The organism is Azospirillum thiophilum, assembly GCF_001305595.1.
Lineage (GTDB): Bacteria > Pseudomonadota > Alphaproteobacteria > Azospirillales > Azospirillaceae > Azospirillum > Azospirillum thiophilum.
The window spans coordinates 805,344-821,602 of sequence record NZ_CP012402.1 but is presented as its reverse complement, the minus strand read 5'-3'; the positions used below and the strand labels follow the sequence as shown (position 1 = coordinate 821,602).

The 16,259-nt window shown below is 66.4% G+C and carries 14 protein-coding genes; 10 read left to right on the top strand and 4 right to left on the bottom strand.

Annotated elements, in window-relative coordinates; translation table 11 throughout:
• Positions 1 to 93 precede the first annotated feature (93 nt).
• Genes AL072_RS17230 through AL072_RS17220 form a run of 3 tightly spaced genes read right to left on the bottom strand, consistent with a single transcriptional unit; the run spans position 94 to position 3,578 of the window.
• Positions 94 to 486, bottom strand: coding sequence for a DUF1850 domain-containing protein (locus AL072_RS17230; protein WP_052710105.1), 393 nt, complete (start codon positions 484 to 486; stop codon positions 94 to 96).
• Between the two features lies 1 nt (position 487).
• On the bottom strand, positions 488 to 2,584 hold the full coding sequence (locus tag AL072_RS17225) for a TRAP transporter permease (RefSeq protein WP_052710147.1): 2,097 nt from the start codon (positions 2,582 to 2,584) through the stop codon (positions 488 to 490).
• Positions 2,585 to 2,615: 31 nt separating this feature from the next.
• Positions 2,616 to 3,578, bottom strand: a complete 963-nt coding sequence (locus AL072_RS17220) for a TAXI family TRAP transporter solute-binding subunit (protein WP_144428273.1) — start codon at positions 3,576 to 3,578, stop codon at positions 2,616 to 2,618.
• Between the two features lie 346 nt (positions 3,579 to 3,924).
• Here AL072_RS17220 and AL072_RS17215 point away from each other — a divergent pair, with 346 nt between their 5' ends.
• From AL072_RS17215 to AL072_RS17180, 8 genes are all read left to right on the top strand, one after another.
• Positions 3,925 to 4,425, top strand: a complete 501-nt coding sequence (locus tag AL072_RS17215) for a (2Fe-2S)-binding protein (RefSeq protein WP_045583034.1) — start codon at positions 3,925 to 3,927, stop codon at positions 4,423 to 4,425.
• A gap of 69 nt (positions 4,426 to 4,494) precedes the next feature.
• A complete protein-coding gene (locus tag AL072_RS17210) occupies positions 4,495 to 6,891 on the top strand; it encodes a xanthine dehydrogenase family protein molybdopterin-binding subunit (RefSeq protein WP_045583035.1) in 2,397 nt (798 codons plus the stop codon).
• Positions 6,892 to 6,918: 27 nt separating this feature from the next.
• The gene (locus AL072_RS17205) at positions 6,919 to 7,707 is read left to right on the top strand and encodes an FAD binding domain-containing protein (RefSeq protein ID WP_045583036.1); all 789 of its coding nucleotides are present in this window, start codon (positions 6,919 to 6,921) and stop codon (positions 7,705 to 7,707) included.
• A 72-nt stretch (positions 7,708 to 7,779) separates the two neighbouring features.
• Complete coding sequence (locus AL072_RS17200; RefSeq protein WP_045583037.1) at positions 7,780 to 8,703, top strand: AAA family ATPase; 924 nt, start codon at positions 7,780 to 7,782, stop codon at positions 8,701 to 8,703.
• A 7-nt stretch (positions 8,704 to 8,710) separates the two neighbouring features.
• On the top strand, positions 8,711 to 9,928 hold the full coding sequence (locus AL072_RS17195; protein WP_045583038.1) for a vWA domain-containing protein: 1,218 nt from the start codon (positions 8,711 to 8,713) through the stop codon (positions 9,926 to 9,928).
• The gene (locus tag AL072_RS17190) at positions 9,925 to 10,254 is read left to right on the top strand and encodes an XdhC family protein (RefSeq protein WP_162492059.1); all 330 of its coding nucleotides are present in this window, start codon (positions 9,925 to 9,927) and stop codon (positions 10,252 to 10,254) included. Before AL072_RS17195 ends, AL072_RS17190 begins: the two co-directional genes overlap by 4 nt.
• Positions 10,251 to 10,967 (top strand): XdhC family protein, encoded by a 717-nt coding sequence (locus AL072_RS17185; protein ID WP_045583039.1) that lies wholly within the window; start codon positions 10,251 to 10,253, stop codon positions 10,965 to 10,967. Before AL072_RS17190 ends, AL072_RS17185 begins: the two co-directional genes overlap by 4 nt.
• A 160-nt stretch (positions 10,968 to 11,127) precedes the next feature.
• Positions 11,128 to 12,738 carry an NTP transferase domain-containing protein gene (locus AL072_RS17180; RefSeq protein ID WP_425388592.1) on the top strand — a complete coding sequence of 537 codons (1,611 nt, stop codon included), beginning with the start codon at positions 11,128 to 11,130 and terminating at the stop codon, positions 12,736 to 12,738.
• Here AL072_RS17180 and AL072_RS17175 read toward each other — a convergent pair.
• Positions 12,695 to 13,408: a type 1 glutamine amidotransferase gene (locus AL072_RS17175; protein WP_045583041.1), complete on the bottom strand. Its 714-nt coding sequence runs from the start codon at positions 13,406 to 13,408 to the stop codon at positions 12,695 to 12,697. The genes AL072_RS17180 and AL072_RS17175 overlap by 44 nt on opposite strands.
• A 182-nt stretch (positions 13,409 to 13,590) precedes the next feature.
• On the opposite strand from AL072_RS17175, the gene AL072_RS17170 reads away from it, so the two are divergent.
• Positions 13,591 to 15,105, top strand: coding sequence for a bifunctional metallophosphatase/5'-nucleotidase (locus AL072_RS17170; RefSeq protein WP_052710106.1), 1,515 nt, complete (start codon positions 13,591 to 13,593; stop codon positions 15,103 to 15,105).
• Positions 15,106 to 15,213: 108 nt separating this feature from the next.
• Positions 15,214 to 16,257 carry a hypothetical protein gene (locus AL072_RS17165; RefSeq protein ID WP_045583042.1) on the top strand — a complete coding sequence of 348 codons (1,044 nt, stop codon included), beginning with the start codon at positions 15,214 to 15,216 and terminating at the stop codon, positions 16,255 to 16,257.
• The last annotated feature ends 2 nt before the right edge of the window (positions 16,258 to 16,259 follow it).

Here is a 16,259-nt window from a genome sequence, read left to right as displayed (position 1 = left end):
ACGAAAGGAACGGGAGTATGCGGACTGACGCACCGTAAGCCAAGCCGGAAGGGACGTTGACCAAGCGAACTTTCGTAGGCGGGCGGCAAACTCTCACCGGCAGGCCCGCATCGTCATCGCTTGGTCCCGCACTCCTGTCCAGCCCGACAGCGGGCGACAATCCGCGCCTGCGCACAGCCGGTGCTCCCCGGTGAAGCCGGAGGCAGCCAGGGTGATGCCATCCTCGGGAAGCGATCCGGACGGCGGAAGCGCTGGCGTCCAGACCAGCCAGCCGTCTGCCGTCAGCTTTGCATCTGGTCCGGGCTCCATGCCGGCGCCGGTGCCGCGGATGCGGGCCTCCACCGGACGCAGCCGACCGGCCTCGACGGACCAACGCTCGCGCCACTCGGTCTTCTCGATCGAGTGGGTCCACGACAAGGTGAAGTCCGTTCCCGGCAGCGACGCCAGCAGCGCGCCACCGAGAGCGAACAGGCAGAGGCCGCCCACCTTACAGCGCCGCGGCGGCGGTCGTGAGGCTCCGGCGGCGGCGATGCTGCCACAGCAGGAACAGGACGGTCAGGACGAAGCCAGCCTCGTCGGTGACCGGCAACGCCACGACGAACAGGAAGGCGGTCGCTGCGGCATAGATCCGGGCGAACAGCGGCAGCGGGGTCCAGAAGAAGCCGATGGTCGCTGCCCCCCACAGGGCGATGGCGATGCAGGCCTTGAAGACGATGTAGGTGACAGCAGTCCAATCCTCGGTCTGCAACACCAGCGCCGGATCGTAAACCGCCATGAAGGGAACGACGTAGCCAGCCATGGCGATGCGCGTGGCGATGAAGCCGATCTTCATGTGGCCCACCCGCGCGATGGAGGAGGCGGCGAGCGCAGCAAGCGCCACCGGCGGCGTCAGATCGGCCATGATGCCGAAATAGAAGACGAACATATGGCTGACGATCAGGGGCACGCCCATGGTCAGCAATGCCGGTGCCGCAATCGACGCGGTGATGATGTAGTTGGCGGTGGTCGGCAGACCGGTGCCCAATACGATGCAGGTCACCATCGTCAGCACCAGCGCAGCCAGCAGGTTGCCGCCCGACAGGTTGACGATGGTGGTCGCCAAGCTGGAGGCGAGGCCCGTCAGCGTCATCATGCCGATCAGCACACCCACCAGGGCGCAGGCGACGCCCACTCCCACCGCATTCTTGGCGCCGTCGGCGGTGCTGTTCACCACCAGGGCCAGCGTTTCCCGTCCACCCTTGAACAGCAGGCAGGGAACGATGAGCAACCCGACCATGGCGAAGGCCAGATGCTCGGTCCGCAGCCCCATGCGCCACAGTGCCGCTGCGATCAAGCCCAGCAGGATCCAGAAGCCGGCACGCAACATCGTCGGGCCGATCGCGGTGACGACGGTGATTCCCAGGATCAGGGCTGCGGTTGCGGCGATGCCGATCACGCCTGCGAACAGCGGCGTGAAACCGGAGAACAGCAGGTAGACCAGCGCCGCCAGCGGAAGGATCAGGTACCAGCCTTCTCTCAGGGCAAGAAGGGCGCTGGGACATTCCTCCCGCGGCAGGCCGACGAGGTTGTGTTTGCCTGCCTCCAGATGGACCATCCAGAAGGCGCTGCCGAAATAGAGGATGGCGGGAATGGCAGCGGCCAGCGCCACCTCGCTATAGGGCACGCCGATGGTTTCCGCCATGATGAAGGCGGCAGCGCCCATCACCGGAGGCATCAACTGGCCACCCATGCTGGCCGTCGCCTCCACCGCACCGGCGAAGGCAGGCCGGTAGCCGAAACGCATCATCAGCGGGATGGTGAATTGGCCGGTGGTCAGCACATTGGCGACGCCCGACCCGTTGATGGTCCCCATGAAGCCGGACGAGAAGACCGCGACTTTCGCCGGCCCGCCCTTGGAATGGCCGACAAGGCCGAGCGAGACGTCGTTGAACAGGCGGATCATGCCGGCCCGTTCCAGGAAAGCACCGAAAAGGATGAACAGAAAGATGTAGGTGGCCGACACGAAGGTCGGCGTGCCGTAGATGCCTTCGGTCGACAGGAACAGCGTGTCGATCACCTGATCGAAGCCGTAACCGCGATGGGCCAGCCCAAAGGGCAGTTCGCGCCCGAACAGGGCATATGGAACGAAGATGCCGCACAGGATCGGCAGGGCCAGCCCCATGATGCGGCGCGCCGCCTCGAACACCAGTGCCACGGCGACGCCGCCGACCATGATGTCGGTCATACTGGGATCGCCGGCCCGTTGGATCAGGTCGACCTCGAACACGTAATGGTACAGGCCGATGGCGAAGCCTGTCAGGCCGAGGATCCAGTCGTACCAGGGCACACGCCGGCGTTCGGAAGCCTTCCTCGCGCCAAACAGGGTGAAGGTCATCAGCATCAGGAAGCCGACATGGACCGACCGGACCACGACGGTGGACAGCGGGTTGAAGGCAGCCGTCCAGATCTGGAAAATGGAAAAGGCCACGGCGATGGCAAACACCGCCCGCCCGTCGAAGCCCTCGAAGGCGCTGACATGGGCGGGATTCTCACGGTCGATGGCTTGACGGACTTGAGCATCCGCCTCGTCTTTATTTGAGTTCACGTCTGCGTTCCCCGTGGCCTGCATCCGTTCGTTACATCAAGCCCTTTTCCTTGTAGTACTTGATCGCGCCGGCATGCAGCGGGACCGGCGACTGGGTGGCGCTTTGGTCGAGCTTGATCTGCTTGGCGGCGACATGGGCGGCGGCCAGCGCATCGAGATTCTCGAACAGGGTCTTGGTCATGGCATAGGCGGCATCGTCGGACACGCCGGAATGGCTGACCAGCAGGTTGCGCACCGCGGCGGTCGGCACCGCCTCCGTCTGGCCCGGATAGGTGTTGGCCGGAATCGTCTCGACGATGTAGGCGGCGTCGCCGACCTTCTGTACGAGGTCCGCGGGAATGCTGACGACAGTCACCTCCTGGGAAGCGGACAGGTCCTTGATCGCCGCCACGCCCAGCCCGGCGGAGATCAGCGTCGCGTCGAGCTGCCGGTTCTTGATCAAATCCACCGATTCGCCGAAGGGCAGATACTCGGTCTTGGCGAAATCCTTATAGGCGAGGCCGGCAGCGCCGAAGATGGCCCGCGCGTTCAGTTCCGTTCCCGACTTGGGCGCGCCGACCGACACGCGCTTGCCCTTCAGGTCGGCCAGGGTCTTGATGCCCGAGTCCTTGCTGGCGACGACCTGGATGTAGTTGGGATAGATGGCGGCAATGGTGCGCAGCTTCTCCAGCTTCTGCTTGAAGCCAACCTCCTCGTTGCCCTTCCAGGCGTCGCTCAGCGAATCGCCAAGCGTGAAGCCGATCTCGCCGCGGCCGGCCTGGAGCAGGTTCAAGTTCTCCACCGATGCCTTGGTCGCTTGCGCCGTCACCTTGGCTCCCGGCAGTGCCTTGCCGTACACGTTGGAAAGCGCCACGCCCAGCGGGTAGTAGACGCCGCTGGTCCCGCCCGTCAGCACGGTGATGAAGGTCTCCGCCTTGGCCGGAACGGTGGCGAGACCGAGGCCGATGGCCGTGCACAACGCCAAGGCGTGGCGTTTCATCATCTGGCGATTCATAGTGGCCCTTCCCATTATCGTTTCTGCGCCTGGGCCATTGCCCAACGCCATGTTTCGTGTGCCCACATTGCGTGGGCTGCCCCAACCGACTGTAACGCGCCACAAAATTGCGCGCCAGTACGTACAATCCGATATGGATACCATCGGTTTCCCCTTCTTTTGGCCGAGGGGCGCAGGACCTTCTTGACCTTGGTGGGCGGACACCCCCTATCCTTGTGGCGCAAGACCGCCGACCGAAGCGGACACCACCCCGCCCCCGACCTTCGGCGCGTCAGGCGAATGAGGAAAGCCGGAACGGCAAGCCGATCGACTGCAAGCCAGACTTCAGCCAGCGGGAGGTAATTCGATGTCCTGTACCGTTTCGATGACCGTCAACGGCAAGACGGTCTCGCGCGAGGTGGAGGAGCGCACCTTGCTCGTCGCCTTCCTGCGCGAGCATCTGGGCCTGACGGGCACTCATGTCGGCTGCGATACCAGCCAGTGCGGCGCCTGCGTCGTCCATGTCGACGGGCGTTCGGTGAAATCCTGCACCACGCTGGCCGTCCAGGCCGACGGCGCGACCATCACCACCATCGAGGGGCTGGCGGTGGCTGACGGCACGCTGCATCCGATGCAGGCTGCCTTCCGCGAGCATCACGGGCTGCAATGCGGCTTCTGCACGCCGGGCATGGTGATGAGCGCAGTCGATCTGGTCCGCGAGACCCCCAATCCGACCGAGGCCGAGATCCGCGAAGGGCTGGAGGGCAACATCTGCCGTTGCACCGGCTACCACAACATCGTCAAGGCGGTGAAGGCCGGGGCCGAGGCGATGGCTGGAACGCAGCCGACGGCGGCAGCGTCCGAATAAAGGCGCTCTTGCGCCAGGAAAAAGTAGGCAATTCCGCATCTTACGCGTTCCTGTGGGAGGAAACACGAGATGGCGAACCCCAATGGCATCGGCGCCCCGGTGCGCCGGCGCGAAGACCAGCGCTTTCTGACCGGCCGAGGCAACTACACCGACGATTTCAAGCGCCTGAACATGACCCATGCGGTCCATGTGCGCTCCTCCTATGCCCACGCCCGCATCCTTGGCATCGACGTGACCGACGCGTTGGCGATGCCGGGTGTGGTCGCCGTGCTGACCGGGGCCGACATGGAGGCCGACAAGGTCGGCAGCCTGCCCTGCGGCTGGCAGATCCATTCCAAGGACGGCTCGCCGATGAGGGAGCCGCCGCATTACCCTCTGGCGCGCGACCGGGTGCGCTATGTCGGCGACGCGGTGGCGGTCGTCATCGCAGAAACCCGCGAGCAGGCGCGCGACGCCGCCGAGATGGTGGTGGTCGAATACGAGGAACTGCCGGCCGCCGGCTCCTCCACCCGGGCCATCGACGGCAGCGCCCCGCTGGTGCATGACGATGCGCCGGGCAACGTCTGCTACGACTGGCATCTGGGCGACAAGGCGGCGGTGGACGCGGCCTTCGCGCAGGCGGCCCATGTCGCCAGGATCGACCTGATCAACCAGCGGCTGGTTCCGAACGCGATGGAGCCGCGGGCGGCACTGGGCGAATATGACCAGTCGAACGGCGAATACACCCTGACCACCACGAGCCAGAACCCACACGTCACCCGCCTGCTGATGGGCGCCTTCGTGCTGGGCATTCCCGAACACAAGCTGCGCGTGGTGGCCCCCGACGTCGGCGGCGGATTCGGGTCGAAGATCTTCCATTACGGCGAGGAGGCCGTCGTCACCTGGGCTGCGCGCAAGGTAGGCCGTCCGGTGAAATGGACAGCCGACCGCTCGGAAAGCTTCCTGACAGACGCCCATGGTCGCGATCATGTCAGCCATGCCGAACTGGCGATGGATGCGGACGGCAATTTCCTGGCGCTGCGCGTCGCCACCCTGGCCAATCTCGGCGCCTACCTGTCGACCTTCGCGCCGTCAATCCCGACCTACCTGTACGCCACCCTGCTGGCCGGCCAGTACAAGACCCCGGCGATCTATGCCGAGGTGAAGGCGGTCTTCACCAACACCGCCCCGGTCGACGCCTATCGCGGCGCCGGCCGGCCGGAGGCCTGCTACCTGATCGAACGGCTGGTGGATGTGGCGGCCGGCGTGATGGGCATGGACCGGACCGAGATCCGCCGCCGCAACTTCGTGCCGAAGGAGGCGATGCCCTACCAGACCCCCGTCGCCCTGCAATATGACACTGGCGACTTCGCCAAGAATCTCGACATTGCCCTGCCGTTGGTCGATTACCCCGGCTTCGAGCAGCGCCGCGCCGAATCCAAGGCGCGCGGCAAGCTGCGCGGCATCGGCTTCGCCACCTACATCGAGGCCTGCGGCATCGCACCGAGCAATGTAGCGGGTGCGCTGGGAGCTCGCGCAGGACTTTATGAATGTGCAGAAGTCCGTTTCCATCCAACGGGTTCGGTGACGGTCTTCACAGGCTCCCACAGCCACGGCCAGGGCCATGAGACCACCTTCGCCCAGATCGTGGCCGAACGGTTCGGCATTCCGATCGAGAATGTCGAGATCGTCCACGGTGACACCAACAAGATCCCTTTCGGAATGGGCACTTACGGCTCGCGCTCGCTGGCGGTCGGCGGCTCGGCCCTGGTGAAGGCAATGGACAAGGTGGAGCGCAAGGCGCGGAAGATCGCCGCCCATATGCTGGAGGCGGCGGAGACCGACATCGAGGTGAAGGAAGGCCGTTTCACGGTCGCCGGCACCGACAAGAGCCTGGGCATCGGCGATATCGCGCTGCAAGCCTATGTCCCGCACAATTTCCCGCTGGACGAGCTGGAGCCGGGCCTGGACGAGCAGGCCTTCTACGATCCCAAGAACTTCACCTATCCCAACGGCTGCCATGTCTGTGAGCTGGAGATCGATCCCGACACCGGTGTCACTACCATCGTCAGCTTCGCGGCGGTGGACGATTTCGGCAACGTCATCAACCCGCTGATCGTCGAGGGGCAGGTGCATGGCGGCCTCGTCCAGGGCATCGGACAGGCGCTGTACGAGAACTGCGTCTATGACGAGGAGTCGGGCCAGCTCGTCACCGGCTCCTACATGGACTATTGCATGCCGCGGGCGGACGATGTCCCATCCTTCATCGTGCGCTATCACGAGGATCAGCCCTGCACCCACAACCCGTTGGGCGTGAAGGGCTGCGGCGAGGCCGGGACCATCGGCGCAGCCGCGGCGGTGATGAACGCGGTGGTGGACGCGCTGACGGATTATGGCATCGCCCACATGGACATGCCGGCGACGCCGGAAAAGGTCTGGCGGGTGATCCGGGATGCCACACCCGCCCCCGCCATGGCGGCGGAATAGACGGCCGAAGAAGAAGGAGGCTAGAGAATGTACGCGTTCACGTACCAACGGCCGACATCGCTGACCGACGCGGCGGCCGCGATCCAGGCGGAGGATGCCAAGCTGCTCGGCGGCGGCCAGACGCTGCTGCCGACGCTGAAACAGCGCCTCGCCCGACCGACCGACCTGATCGACCTCGGCGCCATTGCGGAGCTGAAAGGCATCCGTGAGGTCGACGACGGGCTCGAGATCGGCGCCTTCACCCGCCATGCCGAGGTCGCCCATTCCGACCTCGTCAAGCGGGCGATCCCGGCGCTGGCCAGCCTTGCCGAGGGCATCGGCGACCGGCAGGTCCGCAACATGGGCACGCTCGGCGGCTCCATCGCCAATGCCGACCCGTCGGCCGACTATCCGTCGGCGGTTGTGGCGCTCAAATCGGTGGTGACCACCGACCGCCGCAGCATTTCCGGCGACGATTTCTTCACCGGCATGTTTGAAACCGCGCTGGAGCCGGGCGAGATCGTAAAGTCCGTGCGCTTTTCCCATCCCGACAAGGCAGCCTATGCCAAGTTCCGCAACCCGGCCAGCCGCTATGCCATCGTCGGTGTCTTCGTCGCCCGGTTCGGGACAGAGGTCCGGGTGGCGGTGACCGGGGCCGCCGGTTCCGTCTTCCGGGCAGAGGCCTTCGAGGCGGCGCTGGCCGCCGACTTCCGGGCCGAGGCGTTGAATGGCCTGTCGGTGGAGGCCGACGGCATGAACGCCGACATCCACGCCAGCGCCGACTACCGCGCCCATCTCGTCACTGTGATGGCCAAGCGGGCTGTGCAGGCGGCATGATCAGGTTCCCTCTTCCGCTCCCGTTCAGACGGGGCGGAAGAGGGCATTCGTCGTCCACTTCCAGAGCGCTCGATGACCACACCCCTTCCCGCCTCCGTCGATGAAACGCTGGCGCTTCTCACCCGCGGCAACTATGTCGCCGACCGCTCGCTGGCAACCGCGCTGTTCCTGGCGCTGAAGCTGAAGCGCCCGCTGTTTCTGGAGGGAGAGGCGGGAGTCGGCAAGACGGAGATCGCCAAGGTTCTGTCGTCGATGCTCGGCCGCAAGCTGCTGAGGCTGCAATGCTATGAGGGGTTGGACGCGTCGTCCGCCGTCTATGAGTGGAACTATGCCCGCCAGATGATGGAAATCCGGTTGGCCGAGGCGTCGGGCGGCCAGGACCGGGAGTCGCTGGCCGCCGACCTGTTCTCCGAACGTTTTCTGGTCAAGCGCCCGCTGCTGCAGGCGTTGGAGCCGGGCCTTGCCGGCCCGCCGGTGCTGCTGATCGACGAGTTGGACCGCACCGATGAGCCGTTCGAGGCCTATCTGCTTGAGATCCTGTCCGACTATCAGGTCTCGATCCCGGAATTCGGCACCGTCCATGCGCCGGAGCCACCCATCGTCATCCTCACCTCCAACCGCACGCGCGAAATCCATGACGCGCTGAAACGTCGCTGCTTCTACCACTGGGTCGATTACCCCGGGGCCGCGCGGGAACGGGAGATCGTGTCGGTGAAAGCGCCGCAGGCCGATGCGCGGCTGGCGGCCCAGGTGGTGGGGTTCGTACAGACCCTGCGTGGCATGGACCTCTACAAGGCGCCGGGCGTGGCGGAGACGCTGGACTGGGCGCAGGCCCTGGTGGAACTGAACCAGCTCGAACTGGAACCCTCCGTCATCAACGATACCCTGGGCACGCTGCTGAAATACCAGGACGACATCGGCCGTATCCAGGGCAGCGAGGCGGCGCGTATCCTGACCCAGGTCAAGACCGAGTTGGCCGCCACCACCGCACGGTGACGCCGCCATGGAAGACGCCGCGCCGGACGGGCGCCTCACCCTCAACCTGATGCATTTCGCCCGTGCGCTGCGCGGCGCCGGCCTGCCGGTCGGGCCGGGCAAGGTCCTGCAGGCGATCGAGGCGGTCGAGGCGGTGGGGCTGTCCAACCGCACCGACTTCTATTGGGCGCTTCACGCGGTCTTCGTGAACCGCCGCGACCAGAGCGAGCTGTTCGACCAAGCCTTTCATGTCTTCTGGCGCAATCCGGACATCCTGAAGCGGATGATGTCCCTGATGCTGCCGAAGGTGCGCACCGATGCCCCGCCCGACCGGCCGGAGATGGCCCAGCGCCTCGCCGAGGCTCTGCATGGCGGCGGCACGGAACGCAAGGAGCTGGAAAGGACCGAGATCGAGCTCGATGCCTCCTTCACCGTGTCTGCGGCGGAGCGCCTGCAGGACAAGGATTTCGAGAAGATGACGGGCGAGGAGATGGCGCAGGCCAAGCGCCTGCTCTCACGTCTCGCCCTGCCGCTGGCGGAGATCACCACGCGGCGCTACCGGCCCGACCCGATGGGGCCGCGTGTCGATCCGCGCGCCACCCTGCGGCGGATGCTCCGCAGCGGCGGCGAGTTGTCCGACCTTGCACGCAAGCGCCGCCGGACCCGGCCGCCGCCGCTGGTGGTGCTGTGCGACATCTCCGGCTCGATGACCCGCTATTCGCGGATGCTGCTGCATTTCATGCATGCGGTGACCAACGACCGCGACCGGGTCCATAGCTTCGTCTTCGGCACCCGGCTGACCAACATCACCCGCCATCTGCGGCACAAGGACGTCGACGTGGCGCTGGATGCGGTGTCGGGAGCCGTCGCCGACTGGTCCGGCGGCACGCGGATCGGCACGGCGCTGCACGCCTTCAACCGGACCTGGGCGCGCCGGGTGCTGGGCCAGGGAGCCTTGGTCCTTCTCATTACCGACGGGCTTGACAGGGATGCAGGGGAAGGGCTTGCGGCAGAGGCCGAACGGCTGCACAAAAGCTGTAGGCGGCTCGTCTGGCTGAATCCATTGCTGCGCTGGGAAGGCTTCGCGCCGAAATCCTCGGGCATCCGGGCGCTGCTGCCGCATGTGGACGATTTTCTTGCGGCCCACAGCCTGAACAGCCTCGCGGATCTGGCCGGAGCCCTGTCGGCCGGCGGTCCGCGTCGTAGCCCGGGCTTGCGCCGTTGGCTGAAGGAGGCGGCGGAATGAGCGACACCCTGATGGCGGATAACATCGTGGAGCAGGCGGCCTCATGGCGCGCCGCCGGCCGCAGGGTTGCCCTGGCGACCGTCGTGTCGACCTGGGGGTCGTCACCGCGGCCGGTCGGCAGCCAGATGGCGGTCGACGACCGCGGCTCCATGGCCGGTTCGGTGTCCGGTGGCTGCATCGAGAGCGCCGTCGCGCATGAGGCGGGCAAGACGATGGAGGATGGCGAACCGCGCCTGCTGTCCTTCGGCATCACCAACGAAATGGCCTGGGAAGTCGGGCTGGCCTGCGGCGGGCAGGTACAGGTCTATGTCGAGGCCGTGGAATGAAACGCGAGATTCTTGACCGCCTGCTGGCGGCGAAGGCCGCCGCCCTGCCGGCCGCCCTGGTGACCGACTTGAACAGCGGTCTCCAGACCATCGTTTGTGAAGATACGGTCCATGGCAGCTTCGGGCTCGAACCCGACCTGCTTGACGAGGTGCGGCGGCGCATCCGGCAGGATCGGTCCGGCCTGTTGACCGATCCGCAGGACGAGGATGGGTTCCGTCTGTTCGTGCATGTCCACAATCCGGCGATGCGTCTGCTGATCGTCGGCGCGGTGCACATCGCCCAGGCGCTGGCCCCGCTGGCGGCGCTGACCGGCTACGACGTGACGGTGGTCGACCCGCGCGGCGCCTTTGCGACCGAGGCTCGCTTCCCCGGCGTGAAGCTGAACGGCTTGTGGCCGGACGAGGCTCTGGCCGAGTTGAAGCCCGACGTCCGAACCGCCGTGGTCACCCTGACCCACGACCCCAAACTGGACGATCCGGCGCTGATTTCAGCATTGCGTTCGCCGGCCTTCTATGTCGGCGCGCTGGGCAGCAAGCGCACCCACGCGCTGCGGCTCGATCGTCTGCGCGACGAAGGTCTGAGCGAACCCGAGGTCAAGCGCATCCGCGGCCCCGTCGGACTATCCATCGGTGCCGTTACCCCGGCTGAGATCGCCCTGTCGATCATGGGGCAGATCACCTGCGTGCGGCGGGGGGAGAACCATCCCTGCTGAGGGGCAGCAGGGGACATTCGAAACCGTCCCCTGTCCTTCTCAACCTTCTGCCCATTGCCCGGCTCCGGTCAGAGTGCCATATCCGGGGGCAACTCTTGTCTCCACCGGAGCCCCTATGTTCTTCGGCCCGCTTTCCTTGCCAGACGCCGAGGGCGCCATATTGGCGCATTCTCTGCGTCTGGGCTCTGTGTCGTTCAAGAAGGGCCGGCGGCTGTCGGCGTCCGATGTGGCGGCTCTGCGGGAGGCCGGCCTCGCCGAGGTAATTGCCGCCAAGCTGAACGCCGCCGACATCGGCGAGGACACCGCCGCCTCCCGGATCGCCACGGCGGTGGCAGGCGAAGCGGTGCAGGTCGCCGCCGCCTTCACCGGCAGGGTCAACCTGTTCGCCGGGGCGCGTGGGCTGTTGCGGCTGGACCCGGCGCGAATCGATGCGATCAATGCCATCGACGAGAGCGTCACCATCGCCACCTTGCCCGACTTCGCACCCGTCGAGCCCGGGCAGATGCTGGCGACAGTCAAGATCATCCCCTTCGCCGCCCCGGCGGCCGCGGTCGAGCAGGCCGAGAGTCTGGCCGCCGATGGCGGGCAGCCGCTTGCCGTCCTGCCCTACCGGCCGCTGTCGGTCGCGCTGATCCAGACCCGGCTGCCGGGGGTGAAGGACAGCGTGCTCGACAAGACCATCGTCGTAACGCGGGAGCGGGTGGAAGCCTTTGGCGGCACGCTGGTCCACGAAGCACGTTGCGACCATGACGAGGGGGCGCTGACCGACCGGATCGCCGCCATGCCTCCGGCCGACCTGCTGCTGATCGCGGGCGCTTCGGCCATCACTGACCGGCGCGACGTGCTGCCCGCCGCCATCGAGCGGGCCGGCGGGACAGTGGAGCATTTCGGCATGCCGGTGGACCCCGGCAACCTGCTGCTGCTGGGCCAGCTGGGCGGAAAGCCGGTGCTTGGACTGCCCGGCTGTGCACGATCGCCCAAGCTGAACGGCTTCGACTGGGTGTTGCAGCGCATTGCCGCGGGCAAGCCGCCGGGGCGGGCGGAGGTGATGCGAATGGGGGTCGGAGGGCTGCTCGCCGAGATCCCGACCCGCCCGTCGCCCCGAGCCGGGGGGGAGGCCGAACCACAGCTGCGGGCACCGCGCGTCACCGCCTTGGTCCTCGCCGCGGGCCGGTCCAGCCGCATGGGCAGCACCAACAAGCTGCTGGCGGAGGTCAACGGTGCGCCGCTGGTCGCCCGCGCGGTCGATGCCGCCCTTGCATCCCAGGCCGCCACCGTCATCGTCGTGACCGGTCACCAGGGCGAAAGCGTCGCTCGGGTGCTGGCTGACCGCCCGGTCACCTTCGTCCACAATCCGGCCTTCGGCGATGGGCTGAGCAGTTCGTTGCGCGCGGGGTTGGCGGCGGTGCCGAGCGCTTCGGACGCCGTGGTGGTGTGTTTGGGCGACATGCCGCGGGTGGCATCCGCCGTGATCGACCGGCTGATCGCCGCCTACGCCCCGCTGGAAGGCCGGGCAATCTGCGTGCCGACGACCCATGGCAAACAGGGCAATCCGGTGCTTTGGGACCGGGCCTACTTTGCGGAAATGGCGGCCATTACCGGGGACACCGGCGCCAAGCGGCTGATCGGCCAACATGCCGACCGGCTGTGCGAAGTGCCGGTGGACGATGCCGGCATCCTCTATGACGTCGACACGCCCGATCTGCTGGCGCGCTTCACCGCAACCGTCAGCGAGCCAGATCCAGCCAGCGCCGGGTCATGGCCCGGGTGAACTCTTCCGCCGCCGGCAGATGGGTGGCGATGGACTCCTCCAGCCCGTTCAGCATTCCGCCATTGCTCTCCCGCGCCTCATCGCGGATTCGCGATGCCCAGCCGCGCAGTATGTCGCCCGTCGCTTCCGGGTGGAACTGGAAGGCATAGGTGGCCCGGCCCAGCCGGAAGGCCTGGCGCTCGCACGCCTCGCTGTAGGCCAGCGGCACGGCGCCGTCAGGGAACTCGAAGGTATCGTAATGCCATTGCGCCAGATTGAGAGCCGGCCCGAAGCCGCCGAAAAGCGGGTCGTCCTGCGCGCTGTCGGTCAGGCTGACAGGGTGGATCCCCAGTTCCGGCGTGGCGTGGCGGTAGACCTTGGCGCCATAGGCACGGGCGGCGAGCTGTGCGCCTAGGCAGATGCCCATCACCGGACGGTCGGCGTCGGTGAAGTCGCGGATAGTCTCCATCACCCGGCCGAAATGCGGCCCCTTGACGTCGTCCCAAGCGTCCTGGGGGCCGCCGAGCACCACCAGCCCGGCATAGCCGTCATTTCCGGGGCCGTCCCTGTCGGGAATCGCCTCCCCCTCGTTGGCGGCAATGGTGACGAGGGTGGCGCCGTTGTCGGTCAGCGCCTCGCCCACCAGACCGATCGGGGCGGTACGGCTGTTCTGAACGACCAGGATGCGCATGGTTTTGCTCGGCTCGCGTCGTTGGCACATTTGTCACCAAGTTGTGAGACCGTCTCGGGCGGAGTTCAAGCTGCAGCCGCACCAGATCGCAGGCCGCGACACGCAAAGCCGCTATGCGCGGTGCCGACGAGCTGTTCTACAGTGCAGCCCATCGTCCCAGACCGCGCCGGAGGTACATCCGCATGCTGTCCCGCACCCATTCACTCATCGCCCTGCTCCCCGCGGTCCTCCTTGGCGCGTCCCTGCCCGCCTGGGCGCAGAGCGGGTCGCTGACCTTCCTTCATGTCAACGACGTATACGAGATCGTGCCGGTGAAGGGACAGGGCGGCTTCGGGCCCCTGATGACCCTGCTGAGGCGGGAGCGGGCGGTGGCGCCCGATGCCGTCACCACGGTGGGCGGCGATTTCCTGTCACCGTCGCTGCTGTCGGGGACGACGCGGGGCGAACAGATGATCGCGCTGTTCAACGCCATCGGCGTCGATGCCGTGACCTTCGGCAACCATGAATTCGACTTCGGTCCCGAGCTGCTGAAACAGCGCATGGCCGAATCGAAGTTTCCATGGATCGGCAGCAATGTGCACGCGGCCGACGGCTCCGCTTTCGGCACCACGGTCCCGAGTGTGATTCGGAGCATCGACGGCATCACCGTCGGCTTCACTGGGCTGATAACCCCGGATACCGCACGCCTGTCCAGCGCCGGACCGGGCTTGAGCTTCCTCCCCGTCCTGGAGACCGCCGCATCGGCGGTGAAGGATCTGCGGGCCAAGGGAGCGGCGGTCGTCGTGGCGCTGACCCACCTGACCATCGAGGAGGACCGCGAATTGGCCGCCAAGGTGAAGGGCATCGACCTGATCCTGGGCGGCCACGACCACGATCCGATCAGCTTCTACGAGGGCTCCACCCTGATTCTGAAGGCCGGGCACGATGCGCAGTATCTCGGCGTCGTCAAGCTTCAGGTCGAAACCAGGGATGGCGGAAAAGGGCCGGTGATCACCACGATACCGACCGAATGGCGCTTCGTCACCACCGCTGGCGTCGCCCCGGATGCGGAGGTGGAGGCGGTGGTCGACGGCTATACGAAGCGACTCGACAACGACCTCGCCGCCGCGATCGGCACGACGACCACCGAACTGGACAGCCGCAAGGACGTGGTGCGCAGCCGTGAGGCCAGCATGGGCAACCTGATCGCCGACGCGCTGCGTGATGCGCTGAAGGCCGATGTCGCCATCACCAACGGCGGCGGCATCCGTGCCGACGCGCTGCATCCCGCCGGCTCCACCCTGATCCGCCGCGACATATTCGCCGAACTTCCCTTCGGCAATGTCGGCGTGCTGGTGGAGATGTCGGGGCTGGACCTGATGTCCACGCTGGAGCACGGCGTCAGCAAGGTGGAGGAGAAGGCCGGCCGCTTCCCTCAGGTTTCCGGTCTCACCATGGCTTACGACCCCAAGGCACCGGCCGGACGCCGGGTGAGTTCGGTGACGGTGGGCCGCAAGCCCATCGACCCGCAGGCGACCTATCGCGTCGCCACCAATGATTACATGCTGAAGGGTGGCGACGGCTATGCCGCTTTTCCGCGGGCCAAAGTCGTCGTCGACGCCTCGGGCGCTGTATTGCTGGCGACCATCGTGATGAATTATGTCGAAGCCAAGAAGACGGTCGGGCCCACCGTCGAGGGACGCATCGTGGCAGAATAACGCAGGCATAGCGACATTATCGGGCCATGCGGCGACACTCCGTTGCGCTAAGCCGGCATTTGCCTTTAGGGTAGTCCGTCTGCCCTATCTCCGCGCCGGATCCGCCGCATGTCCTACACCCAGTCCAACCGCTCCAACGACTTCGCCCAGACCTTCAACACCGCCCATGGCGAGGCAGGTCTGGCGCGGGTGTCCATTGCCCATATCCTGCAACGCATCCAGGCCGACCCGAATTTCCTGTTCGCGGAGGAATTCCGGCAGGGTGCCGGTCAGTGCCCCTTCCATATGGGCGCGGCCGAGGGCGCGGCGGACGCAGCGCCGCCCATCCCGCAGGACGATGCCGACAAGGTGGCAGTCAACAGCCTGCTGGCCCTGCTCTTCAACCGGTTGCGCGACCATATCGCCGAAAAATTGCCCTTCGACGACGAGGGCCGGCCGCTGCTGCCGATCCCGCCGCGCTCACCCCATGGATTGGACCCGGCCGACCGCGCCGCCATGGCGGCGGCCCCTGTGGACGCCTTCTGTTCGGTCCTGCGCGACGCCACCTGCCATCTGCTGGACGGGCTGATCACCGGATGGGCCATCGACCTCGTGCATGAGGAGGAGCATTTCCGTTCGCAGGGCGAGGGTGCCATCTCGCTGGATGCTGCAGCGACGTTTGTGCTGCGCACGGTGCTGGAACATTCGCCGCTCTATCAGCGCGCCGGCTACGACATGCTGTCGATCACCAAGACCGGCAGCCATACCGCCATTCATATCTGCTGGGCTCTGGTCGAAGCGGCCCCCATCCTGGTGCCGGGCCGCGACGCCGCGTTCTACGACGATCTGGTCCGCCGCAGCCTGAAGCAGATCGTGCCGCTGTCGATGTCCAGCCTCGGCATGCTGGTCCACTACATGGAGGAAAGCGGGATCGAGCCGGCCGACGGGCTGGCGGTCCACCGACTGCCCAAGGACCAGACCGCCTTCATACTCGACGGCAACGGGCTGATCCGGCTGAACGCCGCTCCCATCGTCACCTTCGCCAAGCCGGGCGAGCGCTATTACACCGGCTGTCCAGCCTTCTACACCACGAACCTGATCAAGCTGTATCTGGATATCGTCGCCGGGCTGGCGCTGGAATACTCCGTCTACGACCGTTTGCAGGAGGGCTGATC

What these genes read in the sequence shown, in the direction of transcription:
- AL072_RS17220 (WP_144428273.1), bottom strand. Translation starts at nt 3,578, where the DNA reads ATGAATCGCCAGATGATGAAACGCCACGCCTTGGCGTTGTGCACGGCC.
- AL072_RS17215 (WP_045583034.1), top strand. Translation starts at nt 3,925, where the DNA reads ATGTCCTGTACCGTTTCGATGACCGTCAACGGCAAGACGGTCTCGCGC.
- AL072_RS17210 (WP_045583035.1), top strand. Translation starts at nt 4,495, where the DNA reads ATGGCGAACCCCAATGGCATCGGCGCCCCGGTGCGCCGGCGCGAAGAC.
- AL072_RS17205 (WP_045583036.1), top strand. Translation starts at nt 6,919, where the DNA reads ATGTACGCGTTCACGTACCAACGGCCGACATCGCTGACCGACGCGGCG.
- AL072_RS17200 (WP_045583037.1), top strand. Translation starts at nt 7,780, where the DNA reads ATGACCACACCCCTTCCCGCCTCCGTCGATGAAACGCTGGCGCTTCTC.
- AL072_RS17195 (WP_045583038.1), top strand. Translation starts at nt 8,711, where the DNA reads ATGGAAGACGCCGCGCCGGACGGGCGCCTCACCCTCAACCTGATGCAT.
- AL072_RS17190 (WP_162492059.1), top strand. Translation starts at nt 9,925, where the DNA reads ATGAGCGACACCCTGATGGCGGATAACATCGTGGAGCAGGCGGCCTCA.
- AL072_RS17185 (WP_045583039.1), top strand. Translation starts at nt 10,251, where the DNA reads ATGAAACGCGAGATTCTTGACCGCCTGCTGGCGGCGAAGGCCGCCGCC.
- AL072_RS17175 (WP_045583041.1), bottom strand. Translation starts at nt 13,408, where the DNA reads ATGCGCATCCTGGTCGTTCAGAACAGCCGTACCGCCCCGATCGGTCTG.
- AL072_RS17170 (WP_052710106.1), top strand. Translation starts at nt 13,591, where the DNA reads ATGCTGTCCCGCACCCATTCACTCATCGCCCTGCTCCCCGCGGTCCTC.
- AL072_RS17165 (WP_045583042.1), top strand. Translation starts at nt 15,214, where the DNA reads ATGTCCTACACCCAGTCCAACCGCTCCAACGACTTCGCCCAGACCTTC.